Genomic DNA, 17,670 nt, shown 5'->3' with positions numbered 1-17,670 from the left:
ATGCGTATCTCTGCATCGCCCATTGATCTCAACCCGAGCACCAAGGCCGATCCTGCAAAGATCGACAAGGTCTCACGTCAGCTCGAAGGCCAGTTCGCGCAGATGCTGGTCAAGAGCATGCGCGATGCGAGCTCCGGCGACCCGATGTTTCCCGGTGAAAACCAGATGTTCCGTGAGATGTACGACCAGCAGATGGCCAAGGCGTTGACCGACGGCAAGGGGCTTGGTCTGTCGGCAATGATCTCCAAGCAGCTGAGCGGCGACACCGGCGGCCCGGCCTTGAACACTTCGCTGAGCACCGCCGATGCCGCCAAGGCCTACGCCCTGGTCGCTGGCAAGCGCGACGCCTCGTTGCCGCTGCCTGCCCGTGACGGCGCGGCAACCAGCGTCGGTGCGAGCCTCGGCGCAGCGGTCGGCACCGCTGCAGGTATCGGCGCAGGCGGCCTCATCGGCATGAGCCAGGTGCTGGATCTGATTGCCGGGCGTACCGGTGGCGAAGCAGGCGGCGATGACGCGGCCGCGCTGAGCTGGCCCTCGGCCAACGACCGCTGGAGCGATGTCACCGCCACCGATGCGGCCGACGCCAACGCCGCAGTGAATGCCACCGCTGCCTCCAGCGCCGCCGCCAGCCTGGGCGAGCGCACACCGGAAGGCTTTGTCGCCAAGATCTGGACGCATGCGCAAAAGGCCGCCCGCGAACTCGGCGTGGATCCGCGCGCGCTGGTGGCGCAGGCCGCGCTGGAAACCGGCTGGGGCCGTCGCGGCATCGGCAATGGCGGCGATTCCAACAACCTGTTTGGCATCAAGGCCACCGGCTGGAGCGGCGCCAAGGTCACCACCGGTACCCACGAATACGTCAACGGCGTCAAAACCACCGAAACCGCGGATTTCCGCGCCTACGGCTCGGCCGAAGAGAGCTTTGCCGACTACGTGCGCCTGCTGAAAAACAACAGCCGTTACCAGACGGCGCTGCAGGCCGGCACCGATATCAAGGGTTTTGCACGCGGCTTGCAACAGGCCGGGTACGCCACCGATCCGGGCTACGCAGCCAAGATCGCGGCGATCGCCAACGGTCCGACCATCGACCGTGCGGTGGCCGCGATTGGCAACGCGGCGGCCGACCTGTCCAACCGCTATGCCAGTACCGCCGAGCCCGTTGGGCTAGGCACCATTCGTCGCTGAGGTAATCGCCCATGTCCATCATGTCCACCGGGACCAGCGCGCTGATCGCCTTCCAACGGGCGTTGTCGACCGTTAGCCATAACGTCGCCAACATCAATACGGAAGGCTACAGCCGCCAACGTGTGGAATTTGCAACGCGCACGCCCACCGACATGGGCTACGCGTTCGTGGGCAATGGCGCCAAGATCAGCGATGTGGGCCGCGTGGCCGACCAGCTGGCCATCTCGCGGCTGCTCGACAGTGGCGGCGAACTTTCGCGCCTGCAGCAGCTATCGTCGTTGTCCAACCGCGTGGACAGCCTGTACTCCAATACCGCCACCAACGTGGCCGGGCTGTGGTCCAACTTCTTCGACTCGGCCAGCGCGCTGTCGTCCAACGCCTCCTCCACCGCCGAGCGGCAGAGCATGCTCGACAGCGGCAACAGCCTGGCCACGCGCTTCAAGCAGCTCAACGGGCAGATGGACAGCCTGAGCAATGAAGTCAACAGCGGCCTGACGTCGTCGGTAGATGAAGTCAATCGGCTGACGCAGCAGATCGCCAAGATCAACGGCACCATCGGCAACAGCATCGACAACGCCTCGGCCGACCTGCTGGACCAGCGCGATACGCTGGTGTCCAAGCTGGTTGGCTACACCGGCGGTACCGCGGTGATCCAGGACGGCGGTTTCATGAATGTTTTCACCGCTGGCGGACAGGCGTTGGTGGTGGGGACCACCGCGGCCAAGCTGACCACGGTGGCCGACCCGTATCAGCCGACCAAGCTGCAGGTGGCGATGCAGACCCAGGGGCAGAACGTCAGCCTCAGCCCCAGCTCGCTGGGCGGGCAGATCGGCGGCCTGCTGGAATTTCGCAGCAACGTACTTGAGCCCACCCAGGCCGAGCTCGGCCGGCTGGCCGTGGGCATGGCCAGCAGCTTCAACACCGCGCACAGCCAGGGCATGGACCTGTACGGCGCGCTGGGCGGCAATTTCTTCAACATCGGCTCGCCCACCACCGCCGCCAACCCGAAGAACACCGGCACCGCAGCCCTCACCGCCAGCTTCAGCAATCTGGGCGCGGTGGACGGGCAGAACGTCACCCTGAGCTTCGATGCCGGCAGCTGGAAGGCCACGCGCACCGATACCGGCTCCACCGTACCGCTGACCGGCACCGGCACCGCTGCCGATCCGCTGGTGGTCAACGGCGTGAGCATGGTGGTCGGTGGTGCGCCGGCCAACGGCGACAAATTCCTGCTGCAGCCCACCGCCGGCCTGGCGGGCAGCCTGTCAGTTGCGATCACCGACCCCTCGCGCATTGCCGCGGCCACACCGGTGAAAGCCACTGCGACCATCGCCAACCTGGGCACCGGCAAGATCAGCGACGTCAAGGTCACCAATGCGCAGAACCCCGCGCTGCTGACACCGTCGTCGGTGGAGTTCATCGACGCCAACCAGTACACCATCGATGGCACCGGCCCGTTCGCCTACACGCCCGGCCAGACCATCAGCGCCAACGGCTGGAGCTTCGCGCTGGATGGCGCGCCCAAGGCCGGCGACACCTTCGGCGTCGGCCCGATGGGCGCCGGCTCCAGCGATAACGGCAACGCCAAACTGCTGGCCAAGGTGGAAGACGCCAAGGCGCTCAATGGCGGCACGGTCACACTCAATGGCGCGCTGTCCGGCCTGACCACCTCGGTGGGCTCGGCCGCACGCGCCGCCAACTACGCGGCCGATGCGCAGGAGGTCATCAACGACCAGGCGCAGGCCAGCCGCGATTCCATTTCCGGCGTCAACCTCGACGAGGAAGCCGCCGACATGCTGAAACTGCAGCAGGCCTACCAGGCCGCCGCACAGATGATCTCCACCGCCGACACCATCTTCCAAGCGATCCTGGGCGCCGTACGCTGATGACCAACCGTATCTCCACCAGCATGATGTACAGCCAGTCGGTGTCGTCGATGACGGCCAAGCAGTCGCGACTGAACCAATTGGAAGCCCAGCTCTCCAGCGGGCAGCGCCTGGTCACTGCCAAGGACGATCCGGTCGCCGCAGGCACCGCGGTCGGCCTGGATCGCGCATTGGCGGCGATCACCCGCTTCGGCGAGAACGCCAACAACGTGCAGAACCGGCTCGGCCTGCAGGAAAACGCCCTGGCACAGGCCGGCGACAAAATGGCGCGCGTCACCGAATTGGCGGTGCAGTCCAATAACTCCTCGCTCAGCCCCGACGACCGTAAAGCGATCGCCTCGGAACTGACCGCCCTGCGCGACAGCATGGTGAGCCTGGCCAACAGCACCGACGGTACCGGCCGCTACCTGTTCGCCGGCACCTCCGATGGCAACGCGCCTTTCATCAAGAGCAACGGCAACGTGCTCTACAACGGCGACCAGACCCAGAAGCAGGTGGAAGTGGCGCCGGACACCTTCGTCAGCGACACCCTGCCCGGCAGCGAAATCTTCATGCGCATCCGCACCGGCGACGGCAGCGTGGATGCGCACGCCAATGCCACCAATACCGGGACCGGGCTGCTGCTGGATTTCAGCCGCGACGCCAGCTCCGGTAGCTGGAACGGCGGCAGCTACAGCGTGCAGTTCACCGCCGCCGACACCTACGAGGTGCGCGACAGCACCAACGCGTTGGTGAGCACCGGTACCTATAAGGATGGCGAAGACATCAACGCCGCCGGGGTGCGCATGCGCATCAGTGGCGCGCCGGCGGTGGGCGACAGTTTCCAGATCGGCGCCTCGGGCACCAAGGACGTGTTCTCCACCATCGACGATATGGTGGCAGCACTGAATTCCGATACGCAGACGCCGACCCAGAAGGCGGCCATGATCAACACGCTGCAGTCGTCCATGCGCGACATCGCGCAGGCTTCTTCCAAGATGATCGATGCGCGCGCCTCTGGCGGCGCGCAGTTGTCGGCGATCGACAACGCCAATTCCTTGCTCGAATCCAACGAAGTCACGCTCAAGACCACCTTGTCGTCGATCCGCGATCTGGACTACGCCTCGGCCATTGGGCAGTACGAACTTGAGCGCGCCTCCTTGCAGGCCGCGCAAACGATCTTTCAGCAGATGCAGTCGTCTTCGCTGTTCAATCTGATCCGCTGATTGCGCGCAAAAACCCGTGGTTTCCTGCCCCTTCGCACCGAGCAATGTGCGAAGGCAATGGAGTTTATCGCGGGTGCATTTATACCAACGCTAAAGATCTTGCAGTTGCTGCCGAATAAACCGAACCCCTTGATACACAACGCTGCGCGCGTTGCACCTTCAAGCAAGAAATAGAAAAAAAATACTGAAATGCGCTAAAGGTTCCCACAGCATCGCCGTTATTCATCTCAGCAGCGGCAACGGCCAACTTGATGGCCCCCCTGCGGAGGCTCCAGGCAAGCCCCCTTGCCGGAAAAATCGCTTAGAGGAGATATCAAAATGGCACAGGTAATCAACACCAACGTAATGTCGCTGAACGCTCAGCGTAACCTCAACACCAGCAGCGCGAGCATGCAGACGAGCATCCAGCGTCTGTCCTCGGGTCTGCGCATCAACAGCGCCAAGGACGACGCCGCAGGTCTGGCGATCTCCGAGCGCTTCACCACGCAGATCCGCGGCCTGGACGTTGCCTCGCGCAACGCCAACGACGGCATCTCGCTGGCCCAGACCGCTGAAGGCGCGATGGTCGAAATCGGCAGCAACCTGCAGCGTATCCGCGAGTTGTCGGTGCAGTCGTCCAATGCCACCAACTCGGCCAGCGACCGTGACGCGCTGAACTCCGAAGTCAAGCAGCTGACCGCCGAAATCGACCGCGTTGCCAACCAGACCAACTTCAACGGCACCAAGCTGTTGAACGGCGACTTCTCCGGCGCGCTGTTCCAGGTCGGCGCCGATGCTGGCCAGACCATCGGCATCAACAGCATCGTCGACGCCAATGTCGATTCGCTGGGCAAGGCCAACTTCGCTGCCGCCGTCTCCGGCGCTGGCGTCACCGGCACCGCCACTGCATCTGGTTCGGTCACCGGCATCAGCCTGTCGTTCAACGATTCGACCGGTTCGGCCAAGAGCGTCACCATCGCTGACGTCAAGGTCGGCGCCGGCGACACCGCTGCCGATGTCAACAAGAAGGTTGCTGCGGCGATCAACGACAAGCTGGACCAGACCGGCATGTACGCCTCGATCAAGGCCGACGGCACCATGCAGATCGAATCGCTGAAGGCTGGCCAGGACTTCACCTCGCTGTCGGCCGGTACCTCCAGCGCTGCTGGCATCACCGTCGGCGCCGGTCTCACCACCGCTTCGGCTGCATCCGGCTCCACCGCTTCGACCCTGAGCAGCCTGGATATCTCCACGTTCTCCGGCTCGCAGAAGGCCCTGGAAATCGTCGACAAGGCGCTGACCGCTGTCAACTCCTCGCGCGCCGACATGGGTGCGGTGCAGAACCGCTTCACCTCCACCATCGCCAACCTGAGCGCAACCTCGGAAAACCTGTCGGCCTCGCGTAGCCGTATCCGCGACACCGACTACGCCAAGGAAACCGCTGAACTGACCCGCACGCAGATCCTGCAGCAGGCCGGTACCGCGATGCTGGCCCAGGCCAAGTCGGTTCCGCAGAACGTGCTGAGCCTGCTGCAGTAATCGGCAGCGTCACAGCAACGCTAAAGCCCCTCTCCGGAGGGGCTTTTTTGTGGGCGCGGGTTTCTTGACGCCAGAGGACCGGCGCGCCAGGCATGAAAGTTGCATCTGTTTTCGGGTCAACCAGACCCGTCGACGCCGCTCAAGTCCTCCCGGATGCGGCCGATACCCGTCTCGTAATCCCATGCATCCGCTTTCCGGATGCCCAGACGAGGAATGCAACATGGCATCGGTGATCAGTACGTCCAGCTCCGGGCTGGATATCCCCACCGTGGTGTCCACCCTGGTATCCCGTCAGAAGGATCCGGAACAGGCACGCATCAACAAGGCCGGCACCGCCGCAACCACGCAGCTGTCGGCGATCAGCCAGATCAAGAGCAGCATGACCACGCTCAAGTCTGCGCTGGACAAGGTGGTCAGCAGTGCCGACACCAATGCCTACAAGGCCAGCGTCCCGACCGATGCCGGCTTTACCGCCACCACCACCAGCTCGGCCGCGCCGGGTAACTACTCGGTGGAAGTGGTGTCGCTGGCCAGCGCCCAGAAACTGGCCTCCGGCGCATTCACCGCCGATGCCACCGTTGGCAGCGGCACGCTGACCATTGGCTACGGCGACAAAAGCATCACCGTGGACATCAGCGGCACCGACAAGCTCACCGACATTGCCGCAGCCATCAACAAGGCGGCCGGCGGCAAGGGCGTCACTGCCAGCGTGGTCACCGCCAACGATGGCCAGCACCTGGTGTTCAACGCCGTCGACACCGGCACCAAGGGCGCATTGACCGTCAGTGCCAGCGACCCCAGCCTGAGCGCGCTTACCTTTGGTGCCGGCGTCACCGGCGGGCTGACCCAGCAGGTGGCCGCCGCCGACGCGCTGGTGCGCGTGGACGGCTTCGAGCGCACCTCCAGTTCCAATACCGTCACCGACATCGTGCCGGGCGTGGTGCTCAACCTGACCAAGGCCGCCGAAGGCACCAAGGTCACCCTGGGCGTCACTGCCGACACCAGCGGCCTGAAGGGCAACCTCACCGCATTTGCGGCGGCCTACAACACCGCCAACACCTTGCTCAAGAACAGCAGCAGCTACAACGCCGAAACCCGCACCGCCTCGGCGCTGACCGGCGACTCGCTGGTGCGCGGCCTGCAGCAGCAGTTGCGCGGCCAGGTCAGCGGCAGCATCAGCGAGCTCAAGGCGCTGGGCCTGACCATCGACAAGGATGGCGTGATGAGCTTCGACGGTGGCAAGTTCGACACCGCCATCGCCGCCGATGGTGGCGCGGCCGCCGAGGCGTTGGGCAAGGACAGCAAGTTCGGCAGCGGGCTGACCAAGCTGCTGGACGCCAACGTCAACGTCAACAACGGCACCCTGACCCTGCGTTCGGACAGCTTGAACAAGCAGATCAAGGGCTTCGAGGCGGATCTGGACAACCTCGATGCGCGCATGGAAAAGCTCACCGACCGCTACACCGCGCAGTTCACCGCGATGGAAACCATGATCAGCAAGATGCAGGGCGCCACCGGTTCGCTCAGCAGCCTGCTCGCGATCAAATGATGTGATGCACGTCCTCAAGTCACGCCTTGGTCTTGCCGATAAAAGAAGTACCTATCGTGATATCGGCCTTGCCTTCTGGCAGGAGCGTTGTCGCAGGAGCTCCCAGCTCCGGGACCAGCGAAGGCCAGCCAATTGAGGGAGTCATCCATGTACGGTTCCAATCGTCAGTACGCCGAGCAATACCGCAAGGTCGGCGTGTCCACCAGCGTGACCGAAGCCGACCCGCACAAGTTGGTGTCGCTGCTGTTTGCCGGTGCCTGCCAACGCATTCGTCTGGCCCAGGCATGCCTGGCGCAGGGCGACCAGGCGCGCAAGGGCAAGGCCATTGGCGAAGCCTGCGCAATCGTCGGCCATCTCAACGGCTCGCTCGACCACGAAGCCGGCGGTGAGATCGCTGGTAACCTGTCGGCCCTGTACGACTACGTGATCCAGCGCCTGACCGCGGCCAATCTGCACAACGACGAGACCGCGTTGACCGAAGCGCTGGATCTGCTCAGCGAAATCGACTCGGCGTGGAACTCAATCCCCCTCGATCAACGCGGCATCGCTGCCGCCTCGTGAGTCCTCCCATGCATAGTGTGCAAAGCCTTCAAGACGAAGTGTCCGAGATCCGCATCGCGATGTCGCGCGAGGAGTTCGAGGTGATGCCGCACATGCTCGATGTCCACGACCTGCACGTGCAGGAATACTGCAAGCACGCCGATGTGGCGCAGGACCGCGATGCGGTGCAAGCGCTGCAGGCCATGCAGCAGGAGCTGGTGCGGATGATGCGCGAGCGCCAGCGCAAGTTGCTGGAGCTGATCCGCGCGCAGCGCACCTCGGCCACAGCCAGCCGCGCCTACGCACGCGTCGGACGCATCTGATGTCCACGCTCGGCACGCTCGCACCGGCGGCCGATACCGAGCTGTTCGCCGACACGCTCAGCTGCGAGCTGCGCCTGCCGGCCGGCTTCCACGTCACGGCCGACCCCGGCTCGCACGCCACTGCCGAAACCCTGTTGCGCAGCCTCGGCCAGGTCGAAGACCTGCGCAGCGAAGACAGCAGCGAAGAGCGCGGCGAGCTGCCGCTGCTGGTGCAGCGCATGGACGCCAAACTCGACCTCATCCTGGCCCTGATCGGCCGCCTGGTCCGCCAAAGCGACACGCGCCTGGCGCTGGGCACGGTGCACTGGTCGGTGCGCGGCATCCGGCTGGCTAGCCCGCACGCGCACCCACCCGGCACGACTGGCAGCGTTCTGCTGCAGCCGTCGGACTGGCTTCCTGAATTGTTACAACTTCCTGCCGAGGTCCTGGCGAGCGCAAGCGATGGTCAACAGCACTGGCTGTGGTTACGCTTTGCCCCACTGGGGACCGGTCTGCAGGACGCCCTGGAACGTCATCTGTTTCGTTTGCATCGCCGTCAGATCGCCGACGCCCGTCGCCAGCGCTGAACCGATGGTTGGCGCTCAGGCGCCGCGTCGGCTAAGGTGCCCTTTACAAAAAAGGTCTCTTCTCCGCCGTGCGAGTCATCATCGTCGACGATCACACCCTTGTTCGCGCTGGCCTGTCGAGGCTGCTGCAGACCTTTTCCGGCATCGATGTGGTCGGCGAAGCAAGCAATGCGCAACAAGCCCTGGACATGACCTCCCTGCACCGGCCAGACCTGGTGCTGATGGACCTATCCCTGCCCGGCCGCAGCGGCCTGGATGCCATGACCGATGTGCTGCGCGCCGCGCCGCGCACCCATGTGGTGATGATGTCCATGCACGACGACCCGGTGCACGTGCGCGATGCGCTCGATCGCGGCGCGGTCGGCTTCGTGGTCAAGGACGCCGCCCCGCTGGAACTGGAGCTGGCCTTGCGCGCCGCCGCCGCCGGGCAGGTGTTCCTGAGCCCGCAGATCTCTTCGAAGATGATCGCCCCGATGCTGGGCCGCGAAAAACCGGTCGGCATCGCTGCGCTGTCACCGCGCCAGCGCGAGATCCTGCGCGAAATCGGCCGCGGCCAGAGCAACAAGGAAATCGCCGCCGACCTCGGCATCAGCGTCAAGACCGTGGAAACCCACCGCGCCCGCATGATGGAATCGCTGGGGTGCCGCCGCGCCAATGATCTGGTGCTGCTGGCCGCCAAGCATCACAACGAGCTGGTCTAGCCGATCCAGCCAGGCAGGGCCGCGCAATGCGGCCATTGCCACAAAACAGTGACTGAATTCCGGCGGGCACGCTTGAGCTCGCACTAGCTGTAGGGGAATTCCCCACCAGCTGTCAGGAAAATCAGGAGGCACCTCACCTGACTCCCTGATTCGAAACCCGTCGCTGTGTCCTGCAAGATGCATTCCATCGCCGCACGCTTGCGGCGCCTTCCGGAAAGCGCCTCCATGAAGACGACCATCTCTGCCCAGCTGGGCCAACAACTGCACCTCACCCCGCAGTTGTTGCAGTCGATCCGTCTGTTGCAACTGGACGGCATGCAGCTGGAACTGGAGATCCGTCGCGCCCTGGAAACCAATCCACTACTGGAATTGGAAGAACTGGCCGACAGCAGCGACGAGGCTCCCAGCGCCGAGGATGGCGCCACCGACATGGCCGCCTTCGACGAGTTGCCCGAAAGCACCATGTGGGATGTGCAGAGCAGCAGCTGGAACGGTGAAGACGACGACCGCATGCAGCGCGTGGCCGCCGGCGAATCCACCGACCCGCATGTGCGCATCCTGCGCGAGTTGGCGCTGGACCTGGACGAAACCGACCTCGGCACCGCCGCGTTCTGGCTGGAACAGACCGACGACGCCGGCTACCTGACCGAAGCCCTGCCCACCCTGCAGCAACTAGCCGCCACCCGCTTGGGCATCAGCGTGGATGCGGCCGAGACGATCCGCCAGCGGCTGTTGCACGGCGACCCGGCCGGGCTGGCGGCCTGCGATCTGCGCGAATGCCTGCAGGCGCAGCTGGCCGCCCTGCCCGGCCGCGTGCCTGCGCGCCACCTGGCCGGCCGCATCCTGGCCGGCGATCTGGACCTGCTGGCCGGCCACGACTACGCGCTGCTGGCACGCGCCCACGATGCCGATGTGGACGATGTGCGTGAAGCCGTGCGGCTGATCCTGTCGCTGCAGCCGCGCCCTGGTGATGACCTGTTGCAGGAAACCAACGCCAGCGTGATCCCGGACGTGCTGGCCTGGCATGCCGATGGCAGCTGGCGGGTGGCGCTGAATCCGGCCACCACCCACCGGGTGAGCATCAATCCGGTGCACGAACGCGCCCTGGCCGAGGCCGGCGACGCCGCCCAGCCGCTGCGCGACATGCTGCAGGAAGCCCGCTGGCTAACCCGCGGCCTGTCGATGCGCTACGAGACCCTGCTGCGCGCCACCCGCGCCATCGTCGAGCGCCAGGCCGCCTTCCTGGCCCGCGGCGAAGAAGCCATGGCGCCACTGACGCTCAAGGAGATCGCCGACGAGATCGGCATGCACGAGTCGACGATCTCCCGTATTACCACTGGTAAATACATCCAGACCCCACGCGGCACCTTCGAACTGAAGCATTTCTTCGCCGTGCGGCTGGAAGGCGCCAGCGTCTCCGGCCAGGCCGTCAAGGCCATGGTGCGTCGCCTGATCGAAAGCGAACCGGCCGGACGCCCCCTGGCCGACGAAGCCATCGCCGGGCTGTTGTCGCGCCAGGGCGTTAATATTGCGCGACGGACCGTGGCCAAGTACCGCGAACAACTCGATATCGCCCCGGCCCGCGAGCGCCGCCGCACCACCAAACCGCTGCTTGCCCGGGCGGGATAAGGACTACTATGAGCAAACTCACCGTGCTGCTGGTCGACGACCACGAGGGCTTCATCAACGCTGCGATGCGTCATTTTCGCAAAGTGGAGTGGCTCAATATCGTGGGCAGTGCCGCCAATGGACTGGAAGCGATCGAGCGCTCTGAGTCGCTGCGCCCCAATGTCGTGCTGATGGACCTGGCCATGCCCGAGATGGGAGGCCTGCAGGCCACCCGTCTGATCAAGACGCAGGACGATCCGCCGTATATTGTCATCGCGAGCCACTTCGACGATGCAGAGCATCGTGAACACGCTCTTCGCGCGGGTGCTGACAATTTTGTCAGCAAGCTGTCCTATATCCAGGAAGTCATGCCAATCCTGGAGGGCCTGACGGAAGGAGCCAGGAATGAGTGAGTCCCGCATTCTGTTAATCGACAGCGATGCAGTGCGCGCCGAGCGCACGGTGTCGTTGCTCGAGTTCATGGACTTCAACCCGCGCTGGGTCACCGACGGCGCCGACATCAATCCTGGCCGCCACCGCCACGATGAGTGGATGGCGGTGATGGTGGGCTCGGCGCAGGACGCTGCGCAGGCCGACAAGTTCTTCGACTGGCTGGCCGATGCCAAGCTGCCGCCGCCAGTGCTGCTGATGGAAGGCAGCCCGTCGGCGTTTGCGCAGGCGCATGGCCTGCATGAGGCCAACGTGTGGGCGCTGGATACGCCGCTGCGGCATGCGCAGCTGGAGGCGCTGCTGCGCCGTGCCAGCCTCAAACGCCTGGACGCCGAACACCAGGCCGGCGTGCAGCAAGACACCGGCCCGACCGGCAACAGCGAGGCGGTCACCCGCCTGCGCCGCTTGATCGACCAGGTGGCCGCGTTCGACACCACTGTTTTGGTACTGGGCGAATCGGGAACCGGCAAGGAAGTGGTGGCGCGCGCCATCCACCAGCATTCGCCGCGCCGTGACGGGCCATTCGTGGCCATCAACTGCGGCGCGATTCCGCCGGATCTGCTGGAAAGCGAATTGTTCGGCCACGAAAAAGGCGCCTTCACCGGCGCGCTGACCACCCGCAAGGGCCGCTTCGAAATGGCCGAAGGCGGCACGCTGCTGCTGGACGAAATCGGCGACATGAGCCTGCCGATGCAGGTCAAGCTGCTGCGTGTGCTGCAGGAGCGCAGCTTCGAGCGCGTGGGCGGCGGGCAGACCATCCGCTGCAACGTGCGCGTGATCGCCGCGACACACCGCAATCTGGAAACCCGCATCAGCGACGGCCAGTTCCGCGAGGACCTGTTCTATCGCCTCAACGTGTTCCCGATCGAGATGCCGGCGCTGCGCGAACGCGTGGACGACCTGGCGATCCTGGTGCAGACCATTGCCGGGCAGCTGGCCCGCACCGGCCGCGGCGAAGTGCGCTTTGCCGATGAAGCCTTGCAGGCACTGCGGAGCTACGACTGGCCGGGCAATGTGCGCGAATTGACCAACCTGGTGGAGCGCCTGGCGGTGCTGCATCCCGGTGGGCTGGTGCGGGTGCAGGACCTGCCGGCGCGTTATCGCGGTGATTTCGCTTCGTCGATCCCGGTGGAACTGCCGCCGGAGCCGGCGTTGGTTGCGCCACATGGCGAGGTTGCCGCCTTGCCGAGCAACGTGGTCACCCTGCAGCCGGCCACCGCGCACGCCGATGCCGAACCGCTGACGGCTTCCAGCCTGCCCGACGATGGCATCGACCTGCGCGGCCATATGGCCAACATCGAGCTGGCCTTGATCAACGAGGCACTGGAACGCACCCAAGGCGTGGTCGCCCACGCCGCGCAACTGCTCGGCCTGCGCCGCACCACCTTGGTGGAGAAGCTGCGCAAGTACGGCATCGACCGCGAGCAGACCGAGCTGGCGAACTGAGCGGACCCGGGGGGAGCCGGTTCCGCGTGGTGGCATGACGCTTGCTTCACCTGGATCAACCGCACGCAGCCACGCCGCTGCGTCGGAATCCCGACATCCACCAACAGGGTCGTTGATGACTATTCCCGTCACCAGTCCGTTGCTGCCGCCGCTGGAAGAATTTCTGCCCTACCTGGAGCAGATCTGGTCCAGCCGCATCCTCAGCAACGGCGGTGAGATGCACCGCGCGCTCGAGCAGGCGCTGTGCGAGTACCTGGGGGTGCCACACCTGGCGCTGCTGACCAACGGCACCACCGCGTTGATCACCGCGCTGCAGGCCTTGCGCATCACCGGCGAGGTCATCACCACGCCCTACTCGTTCGTGGCCACCTGTCACTCGCTGCTGTGGAAAGGCATCACCCCGGTGTTCGTGGATATCGACCCGGTGACGCTCAACATGGACCCGTCCAAGATCGAGGCGGCCATCACCCCGAACACCACCGCGATCATGCCGGTGCATTGCTACGGCACCGCTTGCGATACCACTGCGATCACCCGCATCGCCGACATCTACAACCTCAAGGTCATCTACGACGCGGCGCATGCCTTCGGTGTACGCGACAGCGGCGGCTCGATTCTGCGCCACGGCGATCTGAGCGTGCTGAGCTTCAATGCCACCAAGGTGTTCAACACCTTCGAAGGCGGCGCGATCGTGTGCCCGGACGAACGCACCTACCAGCGCATCGGGCATCTGAAGAACTTCGGCTTCGTCGACGAAACCACCGTCGTTGCGCCCGGCATCAACGGCAAAATGAACGAGGTGAGCGCGGCCTTCGGCCTGCTGCAGCTCAAACACGTGGACCAGGCGATTGCGCAGCGCGCCCAGATCGATGCGCAGTATCGGCAGCGGCTGGACGATGTACGTGGTATCCGCTGCGTCGCGCGCCCTGCGCATTCCAGCGCCAATCACGCGTATTTCCCGGTGCTGGTGCAGGACGACTACCCGCTCTCGCGCGATGCCTTGTACCAAGTGCTGCGCGAACACGGCATTCTGGTGCGGCGCTATTTTTACCCGTTGATCAGCGACTTCCCGATGTACCGTGCCCTGCCCTCCGCAGCGCCCGCGTGGCTACCGGTAGCACGCTCGGTCGCCGACCAGGTGCTGTGCCTGCCGATCTTCCCTGGCCTGCACAGCGACCAGGTCGATACCATCGCAGACCTGATTGCCGCCCAACACCGCACATGAGCCACACTGGATGCCTGCCGGTTCCAGACTTTCGCATCTTCAACAGACAACCAGGCGAGACCGCATGAGCCACGCAACATTTATCGAGAATTTTCTTTCTGCCACCGACTTCCAGGAACCGGTGGAGGTCACGCTGGACACCGTGCTGGCTGACTTGCCTGAGTGGGATTCGCTCTCGGCGTTGGGAGTAATCGTCATGTTCGACGTGGATTACGGAAAGGTCATTACCGGCGAAGATCTCAAGAACTGCGTCACCCTAAACGATCTTTACAAACTACTGGGGTAAAGCCATGGGACTGTCCACTCTTAGCAATGTCCGTTTTGCGGGCATGGCGAGTTGCGTGCCCAAGCGGATCATTTCCAACCTGACCGATTGTCCGCCGAAGATGCGCTCAGAACGGGAACGCCTAGTGCGTAACATCGGCATCGAGTTTCGTCGTATTTGCCCAAGCTGGCAGACATTTTCCGATCTGGCGCTCATCTCCGCGGAAAAGCTGCTTGCAGAGCTGCAATGGGACAAGGAAGAAATCGATGCATTGATTGTCGTGACGCAGTCACCCGACTACCCTATCCCGGCCACAGCCATCATCATGCAGCACCGGCTGCAATTACCGCAGACCGCTATCGCCTTTGATGTCAATCTCGGCTGTTCCGGCTATCCCTTTGGCCTGCACCTGGTGGGCAGCATGATTGCGGCGGGCACCATCAAAAAGGCGCTTCTGCTGGTCGGCGACCGCTCGGCCACGCTTCTGGACCCATTGTTCTCCGACGCGGGCACCGCCACGGCGCTGGAGTTCGACAAGAATGCACCGCCCATGCATTTCGATTTGAACAGCGACGGTAGCGGCTACCGGGCCATCATGTTGCCCATAGGCGGACATCGTGAGCCTTACGGCCCCCAACATATCTCTCCTACACGTGACGAGAACGGTGTGCTGCATTGGCCAGGTGAACTCATTCTGGATGGCCCTGCCGTATTGAGTTTCTCGACTCAGCGAGTACCTCCAGCGGTGGAAAGATTGCTTGAGTATTCTGGTGTTGCTAAGGACAGCGTTGATTTCTTCGTTTTCCATCAGGCCAACAAAATGATCAACGAAACCATCCGCAAGAAGTTGGCGCTGCCGACGGAGAAAGTTCCGTCTACCTTGCGAGACTTCGGCAACACCAGTGGCGCCTCCCTGCCCGTCACCATGACCGTCCGCCTGAACGATACGCTGATCAATGCCAGGCACCGACTGTTGCTTGCCGGCTTCGGTATCGGCTTGTCGTGGGGCACGGCGATCGTGGACGTCGAAAACGCGGCTTTTCCGGCACTGATCGAAGCATGAACGCCGAGCGTGATCCGTTTTCCCTGCAAGGCAAGCGCGTCCTGGTGACTGGTGCTTCATCGGGTATTGGTCGTCAAATTGCAATCACTTGCTCACAGATGGGAGCGAGCGTTGTCATCACCGGACGCAACACCGAGCGCTTGCAAGCCACATTCAACCAACTGGAAGGCCAAGGCCACACGCAAGTGGTGGCGGACTTGGCGGTACAGGAGGGTATTGACCACGTGGTGACTGCGAGCGGTGTCATCAACGGCTTGGCGCACGCAGCTGGCATGTCCAAGCTGACCCCCTTTCGAATGATCGGTCAAGCGCACCTTGACGAGACATTTGCAAGCAACACCTACGCACCCATGTTACTGACGCGAGGCCTGTTGGCGAAGAAGCAGATCGCGCCGGGCGGATCCCTGCTATTCATTGCCTCAATTGCCTCGCATATCGGCCCACTGGCGAGCAGCGCATACGCTGCCAGCAAAAGCGCCCTGCTGGGCATGATGCGTTCGCTTGGCATGGAAGTAGCAAAGCAAGGTATGCGCGCCAACTGCATTGCACCGGGTTATGTACGCACTCCCTTGCTGGATGGCTTGCAGGGAAGCGGCGGCAATATGGACAGCCTGTTTGAATTGACGCCACTTGGCATGGGCGAGCCGGAAGACGTGGCTTATGCAGCAGTGTTCTATCTTTCCGATGCCAGCCGCTGGATCACGCGCAACCACTTCATTCTTGATGGCGGTTTTTCTGTACCGATGGACATCTACGCATGACCAACGCGGCGCAACGCGCTTTTTCACTGGATGGCAAGACCATTTTGGTCACAGGTGCTTCTTCGGGCATCGGCAGGCAAATCGCCGTTTCCTGCGCACGGCGTGGGGCGCGCCTGGTCATCACCGGGCGGGATGCAGAACGCCTGCAGGAAACCTACAACTTGTTGAACGGCGAAGGACACCTCCAAGTGCTGGCCGACCTGACCGAAGCCGAAGACCGTGAACGACTGGTACAGGGCATTTCCAGCCTAGATGGCTTGGTCCACTGCGCTGGCAGGCAGCGCTTGAGCCCTATCAGGCAGTTGACCGAGAAGCTCATGACCGATGTCTATGCGGTCAATTTCCTGGCCCCTGTCATGCTCACCCAGCGGCTGTTGCAGGCGAACGCTCTTGCGCCTCAAAGTTCCATCGTCTTCATGCTTTCCACTGCGGCCCATATCGGCACACCCGGGGTAGGACCATATTCGGCCATGAAATCAGCCCTGCTCGGCATCATTCGCTGCCTGTCCATGGAGCAGGCCAAACGCAAGATCCGGGTCAATGGCATGTCTCCCTCTGCAGTCGTGACGCCCATCTGGGACGCAACCCATCTGGAAGCACAGCGCAAACGCCATCCGCTTGGATTGGGCACCCCAGAGGACGTAGCAAACGCTGCGATCTATCTCTTGTCCGATGCCAGCCGCTGGGTAACCGGGACCAGTTTGGTGATGGACGGTGGGGCTGTCCTGTGACCTATTCCGTGCTCATCGTCGGCGCGGGCGGCTGGGGCCGGGAGGTCCTTGAGCAAATGCAAGGTGATGTAGCGCATCGCAAGGAATGGGAAGTCACCGGATTCCTGGATAGCCGCAAGCATATTCTCGATGGCTTTGATGTTGGGGTACCCATCGTCGGTGACCCTTTGACATACGTGCCGCGTGGCAACGAGGCTTTTGTCTGCGCGCAAGGCGATCCATTGGAAAGGCATAAATACATTCAACCGCTGCTTGCACAGGGGGCGGCGTTCATCCCTATCTGCACCGAGGCACACCTCAGCCGACGCGTACGTCTAGGCACAGGTTGCTTTCTCGGGAACCAGGTCCATGTCGGCCCCGATGTATGGATCGGAGATTTTGCCAATCTGCTCACTTGGTCGGTGATTGGACACGACGTTCGCATTGGCAATTATGCTCATGTGGGCGCACAGGTTTTCATGGGCGGCGGTGTGCAGATAGGCGACTTCGCAGTCGTTCACCCGCGCGCCACCTTGGTGCCCGGCGTCAAGGTAGGTGAGCACGCTGTCGTCGGCACCGGTGCGGTTGTGCTGAAGGATGTGCCAGCGGGCGCCACGGTATTCGGCAATCCGGCAAAGATCGTCTTCCACAAGAACATCAAGATGGACTGAT

The 17,670-nt window shown here is 63.5% G+C and carries 18 protein-coding genes; all 18 read left to right on the top strand.

The window, feature by feature from the left end; genetic code table 11:
- The 18 genes from flgJ (at nt 1) to ACD584_RS13305 (ending at nt 17,669) form a co-directional block, all read left to right on the top strand.
- Nucleotides 1-1,182, top strand: coding sequence for a flagellar assembly peptidoglycan hydrolase FlgJ (flgJ, locus tag ACD584_RS13390; protein WP_076036911.1), 1,182 nt, complete (start codon nt 1-3; stop codon nt 1,180-1,182).
- Between the two features lie 11 nt (nt 1,183-1,193).
- A complete protein-coding gene (gene flgK / locus ACD584_RS13385) occupies nt 1,194-3,068 on the top strand; it encodes a flagellar hook-associated protein FlgK (RefSeq protein ID WP_076036910.1) in 1,875 nt (624 codons plus the stop codon).
- Nucleotides 3,068-4,273: a flagellar hook-associated protein FlgL gene (gene flgL, locus ACD584_RS13380; protein ID WP_050911509.1), complete on the top strand. Its 1,206-nt coding sequence runs from the start codon at nt 3,068-3,070 to the stop codon at nt 4,271-4,273. The genes flgK and flgL overlap by 1 nt, the downstream gene beginning before the upstream one ends.
- A 318-nt stretch (nt 4,274-4,591) precedes the next feature.
- Nucleotides 4,592-5,791 (top strand): flagellin, encoded by a 1,200-nt coding sequence (locus ACD584_RS13375; protein WP_042599040.1) that lies wholly within the window; start codon nt 4,592-4,594, stop codon nt 5,789-5,791.
- A 220-nt stretch (nt 5,792-6,011) separates the two neighbouring features.
- Nucleotides 6,012-7,340 (top strand): flagellar filament capping protein FliD, encoded by a 1,329-nt coding sequence (gene fliD / locus ACD584_RS13370; protein ID WP_012438352.1) that lies wholly within the window; start codon nt 6,012-6,014, stop codon nt 7,338-7,340.
- Between the two features lie 147 nt (nt 7,341-7,487).
- On the top strand, nt 7,488-7,901 hold the full coding sequence (gene fliS / locus ACD584_RS13365; RefSeq protein ID WP_011037104.1) for a flagellar export chaperone FliS: 414 nt from the start codon (nt 7,488-7,490) through the stop codon (nt 7,899-7,901).
- 8 nt (nt 7,902-7,909) lie between these two features.
- Nucleotides 7,910-8,203, top strand: coding sequence for a hypothetical protein (locus tag ACD584_RS13360; RefSeq protein ID WP_016945285.1), 294 nt, complete (start codon nt 7,910-7,912; stop codon nt 8,201-8,203).
- Entirely contained in the window at nt 8,203-8,769 is a 567-nt protein-coding gene (locus ACD584_RS13355) for a PilZ domain-containing protein (protein ID WP_040941334.1), read from the top strand. Before ACD584_RS13360 ends, ACD584_RS13355 begins: the two co-directional genes overlap by 1 nt.
- 68 nt (nt 8,770-8,837) lie before the next feature.
- Nucleotides 8,838-9,470 carry a response regulator transcription factor gene (locus ACD584_RS13350; protein ID WP_011037101.1) on the top strand — a complete coding sequence of 211 codons (633 nt, stop codon included), beginning with the start codon at nt 8,838-8,840 and terminating at the stop codon, nt 9,468-9,470.
- 225 nt (nt 9,471-9,695) lie between these two features.
- On the top strand, nt 9,696-11,099 hold the full coding sequence (rpoN, locus tag ACD584_RS13345; RefSeq protein WP_076037857.1) for an RNA polymerase factor sigma-54: 1,404 nt from the start codon (nt 9,696-9,698) through the stop codon (nt 11,097-11,099).
- Between the two features lie 8 nt (nt 11,100-11,107).
- Entirely contained in the window at nt 11,108-11,491 is a 384-nt protein-coding gene (locus tag ACD584_RS13340; RefSeq protein WP_005997154.1) for a response regulator transcription factor, read from the top strand.
- Nucleotides 11,484-12,974 (top strand): sigma-54 dependent transcriptional regulator, encoded by a 1,491-nt coding sequence (locus ACD584_RS13335; RefSeq protein ID WP_011037099.1) that lies wholly within the window; start codon nt 11,484-11,486, stop codon nt 12,972-12,974. The genes ACD584_RS13340 and ACD584_RS13335 overlap by 8 nt, the downstream gene beginning before the upstream one ends.
- A gap of 115 nt (nt 12,975-13,089) precedes the next feature.
- Nucleotides 13,090-14,199 carry a DegT/DnrJ/EryC1/StrS aminotransferase family protein gene (locus ACD584_RS13330; RefSeq protein ID WP_076036909.1) on the top strand — a complete coding sequence of 370 codons (1,110 nt, stop codon included), beginning with the start codon at nt 13,090-13,092 and terminating at the stop codon, nt 14,197-14,199.
- Nucleotides 14,200-14,263: 64 nt separating this feature from the next.
- A complete protein-coding gene (locus ACD584_RS13325) occupies nt 14,264-14,485 on the top strand; it encodes an acyl carrier protein (RefSeq protein WP_070693100.1) in 222 nt (73 codons plus the stop codon).
- A gap of 4 nt (nt 14,486-14,489) precedes the next feature.
- Nucleotides 14,490-15,527: a ketoacyl-ACP synthase III gene (locus ACD584_RS13320; RefSeq protein ID WP_075285696.1), complete on the top strand. Its 1,038-nt coding sequence runs from the start codon at nt 14,490-14,492 to the stop codon at nt 15,525-15,527.
- Complete coding sequence (locus tag ACD584_RS13315) at nt 15,524-16,288, top strand: SDR family NAD(P)-dependent oxidoreductase (RefSeq protein ID WP_070693104.1); 765 nt, start codon at nt 15,524-15,526, stop codon at nt 16,286-16,288. The genes ACD584_RS13320 and ACD584_RS13315 overlap by 4 nt, the downstream gene beginning before the upstream one ends.
- Nucleotides 16,285-17,019 (top strand): SDR family NAD(P)-dependent oxidoreductase, encoded by a 735-nt coding sequence (locus ACD584_RS13310; protein ID WP_070693106.1) that lies wholly within the window; start codon nt 16,285-16,287, stop codon nt 17,017-17,019. The genes ACD584_RS13315 and ACD584_RS13310 overlap by 4 nt, the downstream gene beginning before the upstream one ends.
- Complete coding sequence (locus tag ACD584_RS13305; RefSeq protein ID WP_070693108.1) at nt 17,016-17,669, top strand: acetyltransferase; 654 nt, start codon at nt 17,016-17,018, stop codon at nt 17,667-17,669. The genes ACD584_RS13310 and ACD584_RS13305 overlap by 4 nt, the downstream gene beginning before the upstream one ends.
- Nucleotide 17,670 lies beyond the last annotated feature (1 nt).

This window comes from Xanthomonas sp. NCPPB 2922, assembly GCF_041520885.1.
Taxonomy (GTDB): Bacteria; Pseudomonadota; Gammaproteobacteria; order Xanthomonadales; family Xanthomonadaceae; genus Xanthomonas; species Xanthomonas campestris.
The sequence above is the reverse complement of the archived record's forward strand: the minus strand, read 5'-3'. Positions and strand labels throughout refer to the sequence as shown.

Coding starts and splice junctions, on each gene's coding strand:
- ACD584_RS13375 (WP_042599040.1), top strand. CDS start 4,592: ATGGCACAGGTAATCAACACCAACGTAATGTCGCTGAACGCTCAGCGT.
- ACD584_RS13325 (WP_070693100.1), top strand. CDS start 14,264: ATGAGCCACGCAACATTTATCGAGAATTTTCTTTCTGCCACCGACTTC.
- flgJ (WP_076036911.1), top strand. CDS start 1: ATGCGTATCTCTGCATCGCCCATTGATCTCAACCCGAGCACCAAGGCC.
- ACD584_RS13360 (WP_016945285.1), top strand. CDS start 7,910: ATGCATAGTGTGCAAAGCCTTCAAGACGAAGTGTCCGAGATCCGCATC.
- ACD584_RS13310 (WP_070693106.1), top strand. CDS start 16,285: ATGACCAACGCGGCGCAACGCGCTTTTTCACTGGATGGCAAGACCATT.
- ACD584_RS13320 (WP_075285696.1), top strand. CDS start 14,490: ATGGGACTGTCCACTCTTAGCAATGTCCGTTTTGCGGGCATGGCGAGT.
- fliD (WP_012438352.1), top strand. CDS start 6,012: ATGGCATCGGTGATCAGTACGTCCAGCTCCGGGCTGGATATCCCCACC.
- flgK (WP_076036910.1), top strand. CDS start 1,194: ATGTCCATCATGTCCACCGGGACCAGCGCGCTGATCGCCTTCCAACGG.
- ACD584_RS13355 (WP_040941334.1), top strand. CDS start 8,203: ATGTCCACGCTCGGCACGCTCGCACCGGCGGCCGATACCGAGCTGTTC.
- ACD584_RS13335 (WP_011037099.1), top strand. CDS start 11,484: ATGAGTGAGTCCCGCATTCTGTTAATCGACAGCGATGCAGTGCGCGCC.
- ACD584_RS13315 (WP_070693104.1), top strand. CDS start 15,524: ATGAACGCCGAGCGTGATCCGTTTTCCCTGCAAGGCAAGCGCGTCCTG.
- ACD584_RS13340 (WP_005997154.1), top strand. CDS start 11,108: ATGAGCAAACTCACCGTGCTGCTGGTCGACGACCACGAGGGCTTCATC.
- flgL (WP_050911509.1), top strand. CDS start 3,068: ATGACCAACCGTATCTCCACCAGCATGATGTACAGCCAGTCGGTGTCG.
- ACD584_RS13330 (WP_076036909.1), top strand. CDS start 13,090: ATGACTATTCCCGTCACCAGTCCGTTGCTGCCGCCGCTGGAAGAATTT.
- rpoN (WP_076037857.1), top strand. CDS start 9,696: ATGAAGACGACCATCTCTGCCCAGCTGGGCCAACAACTGCACCTCACC.
- fliS (WP_011037104.1), top strand. CDS start 7,488: ATGTACGGTTCCAATCGTCAGTACGCCGAGCAATACCGCAAGGTCGGC.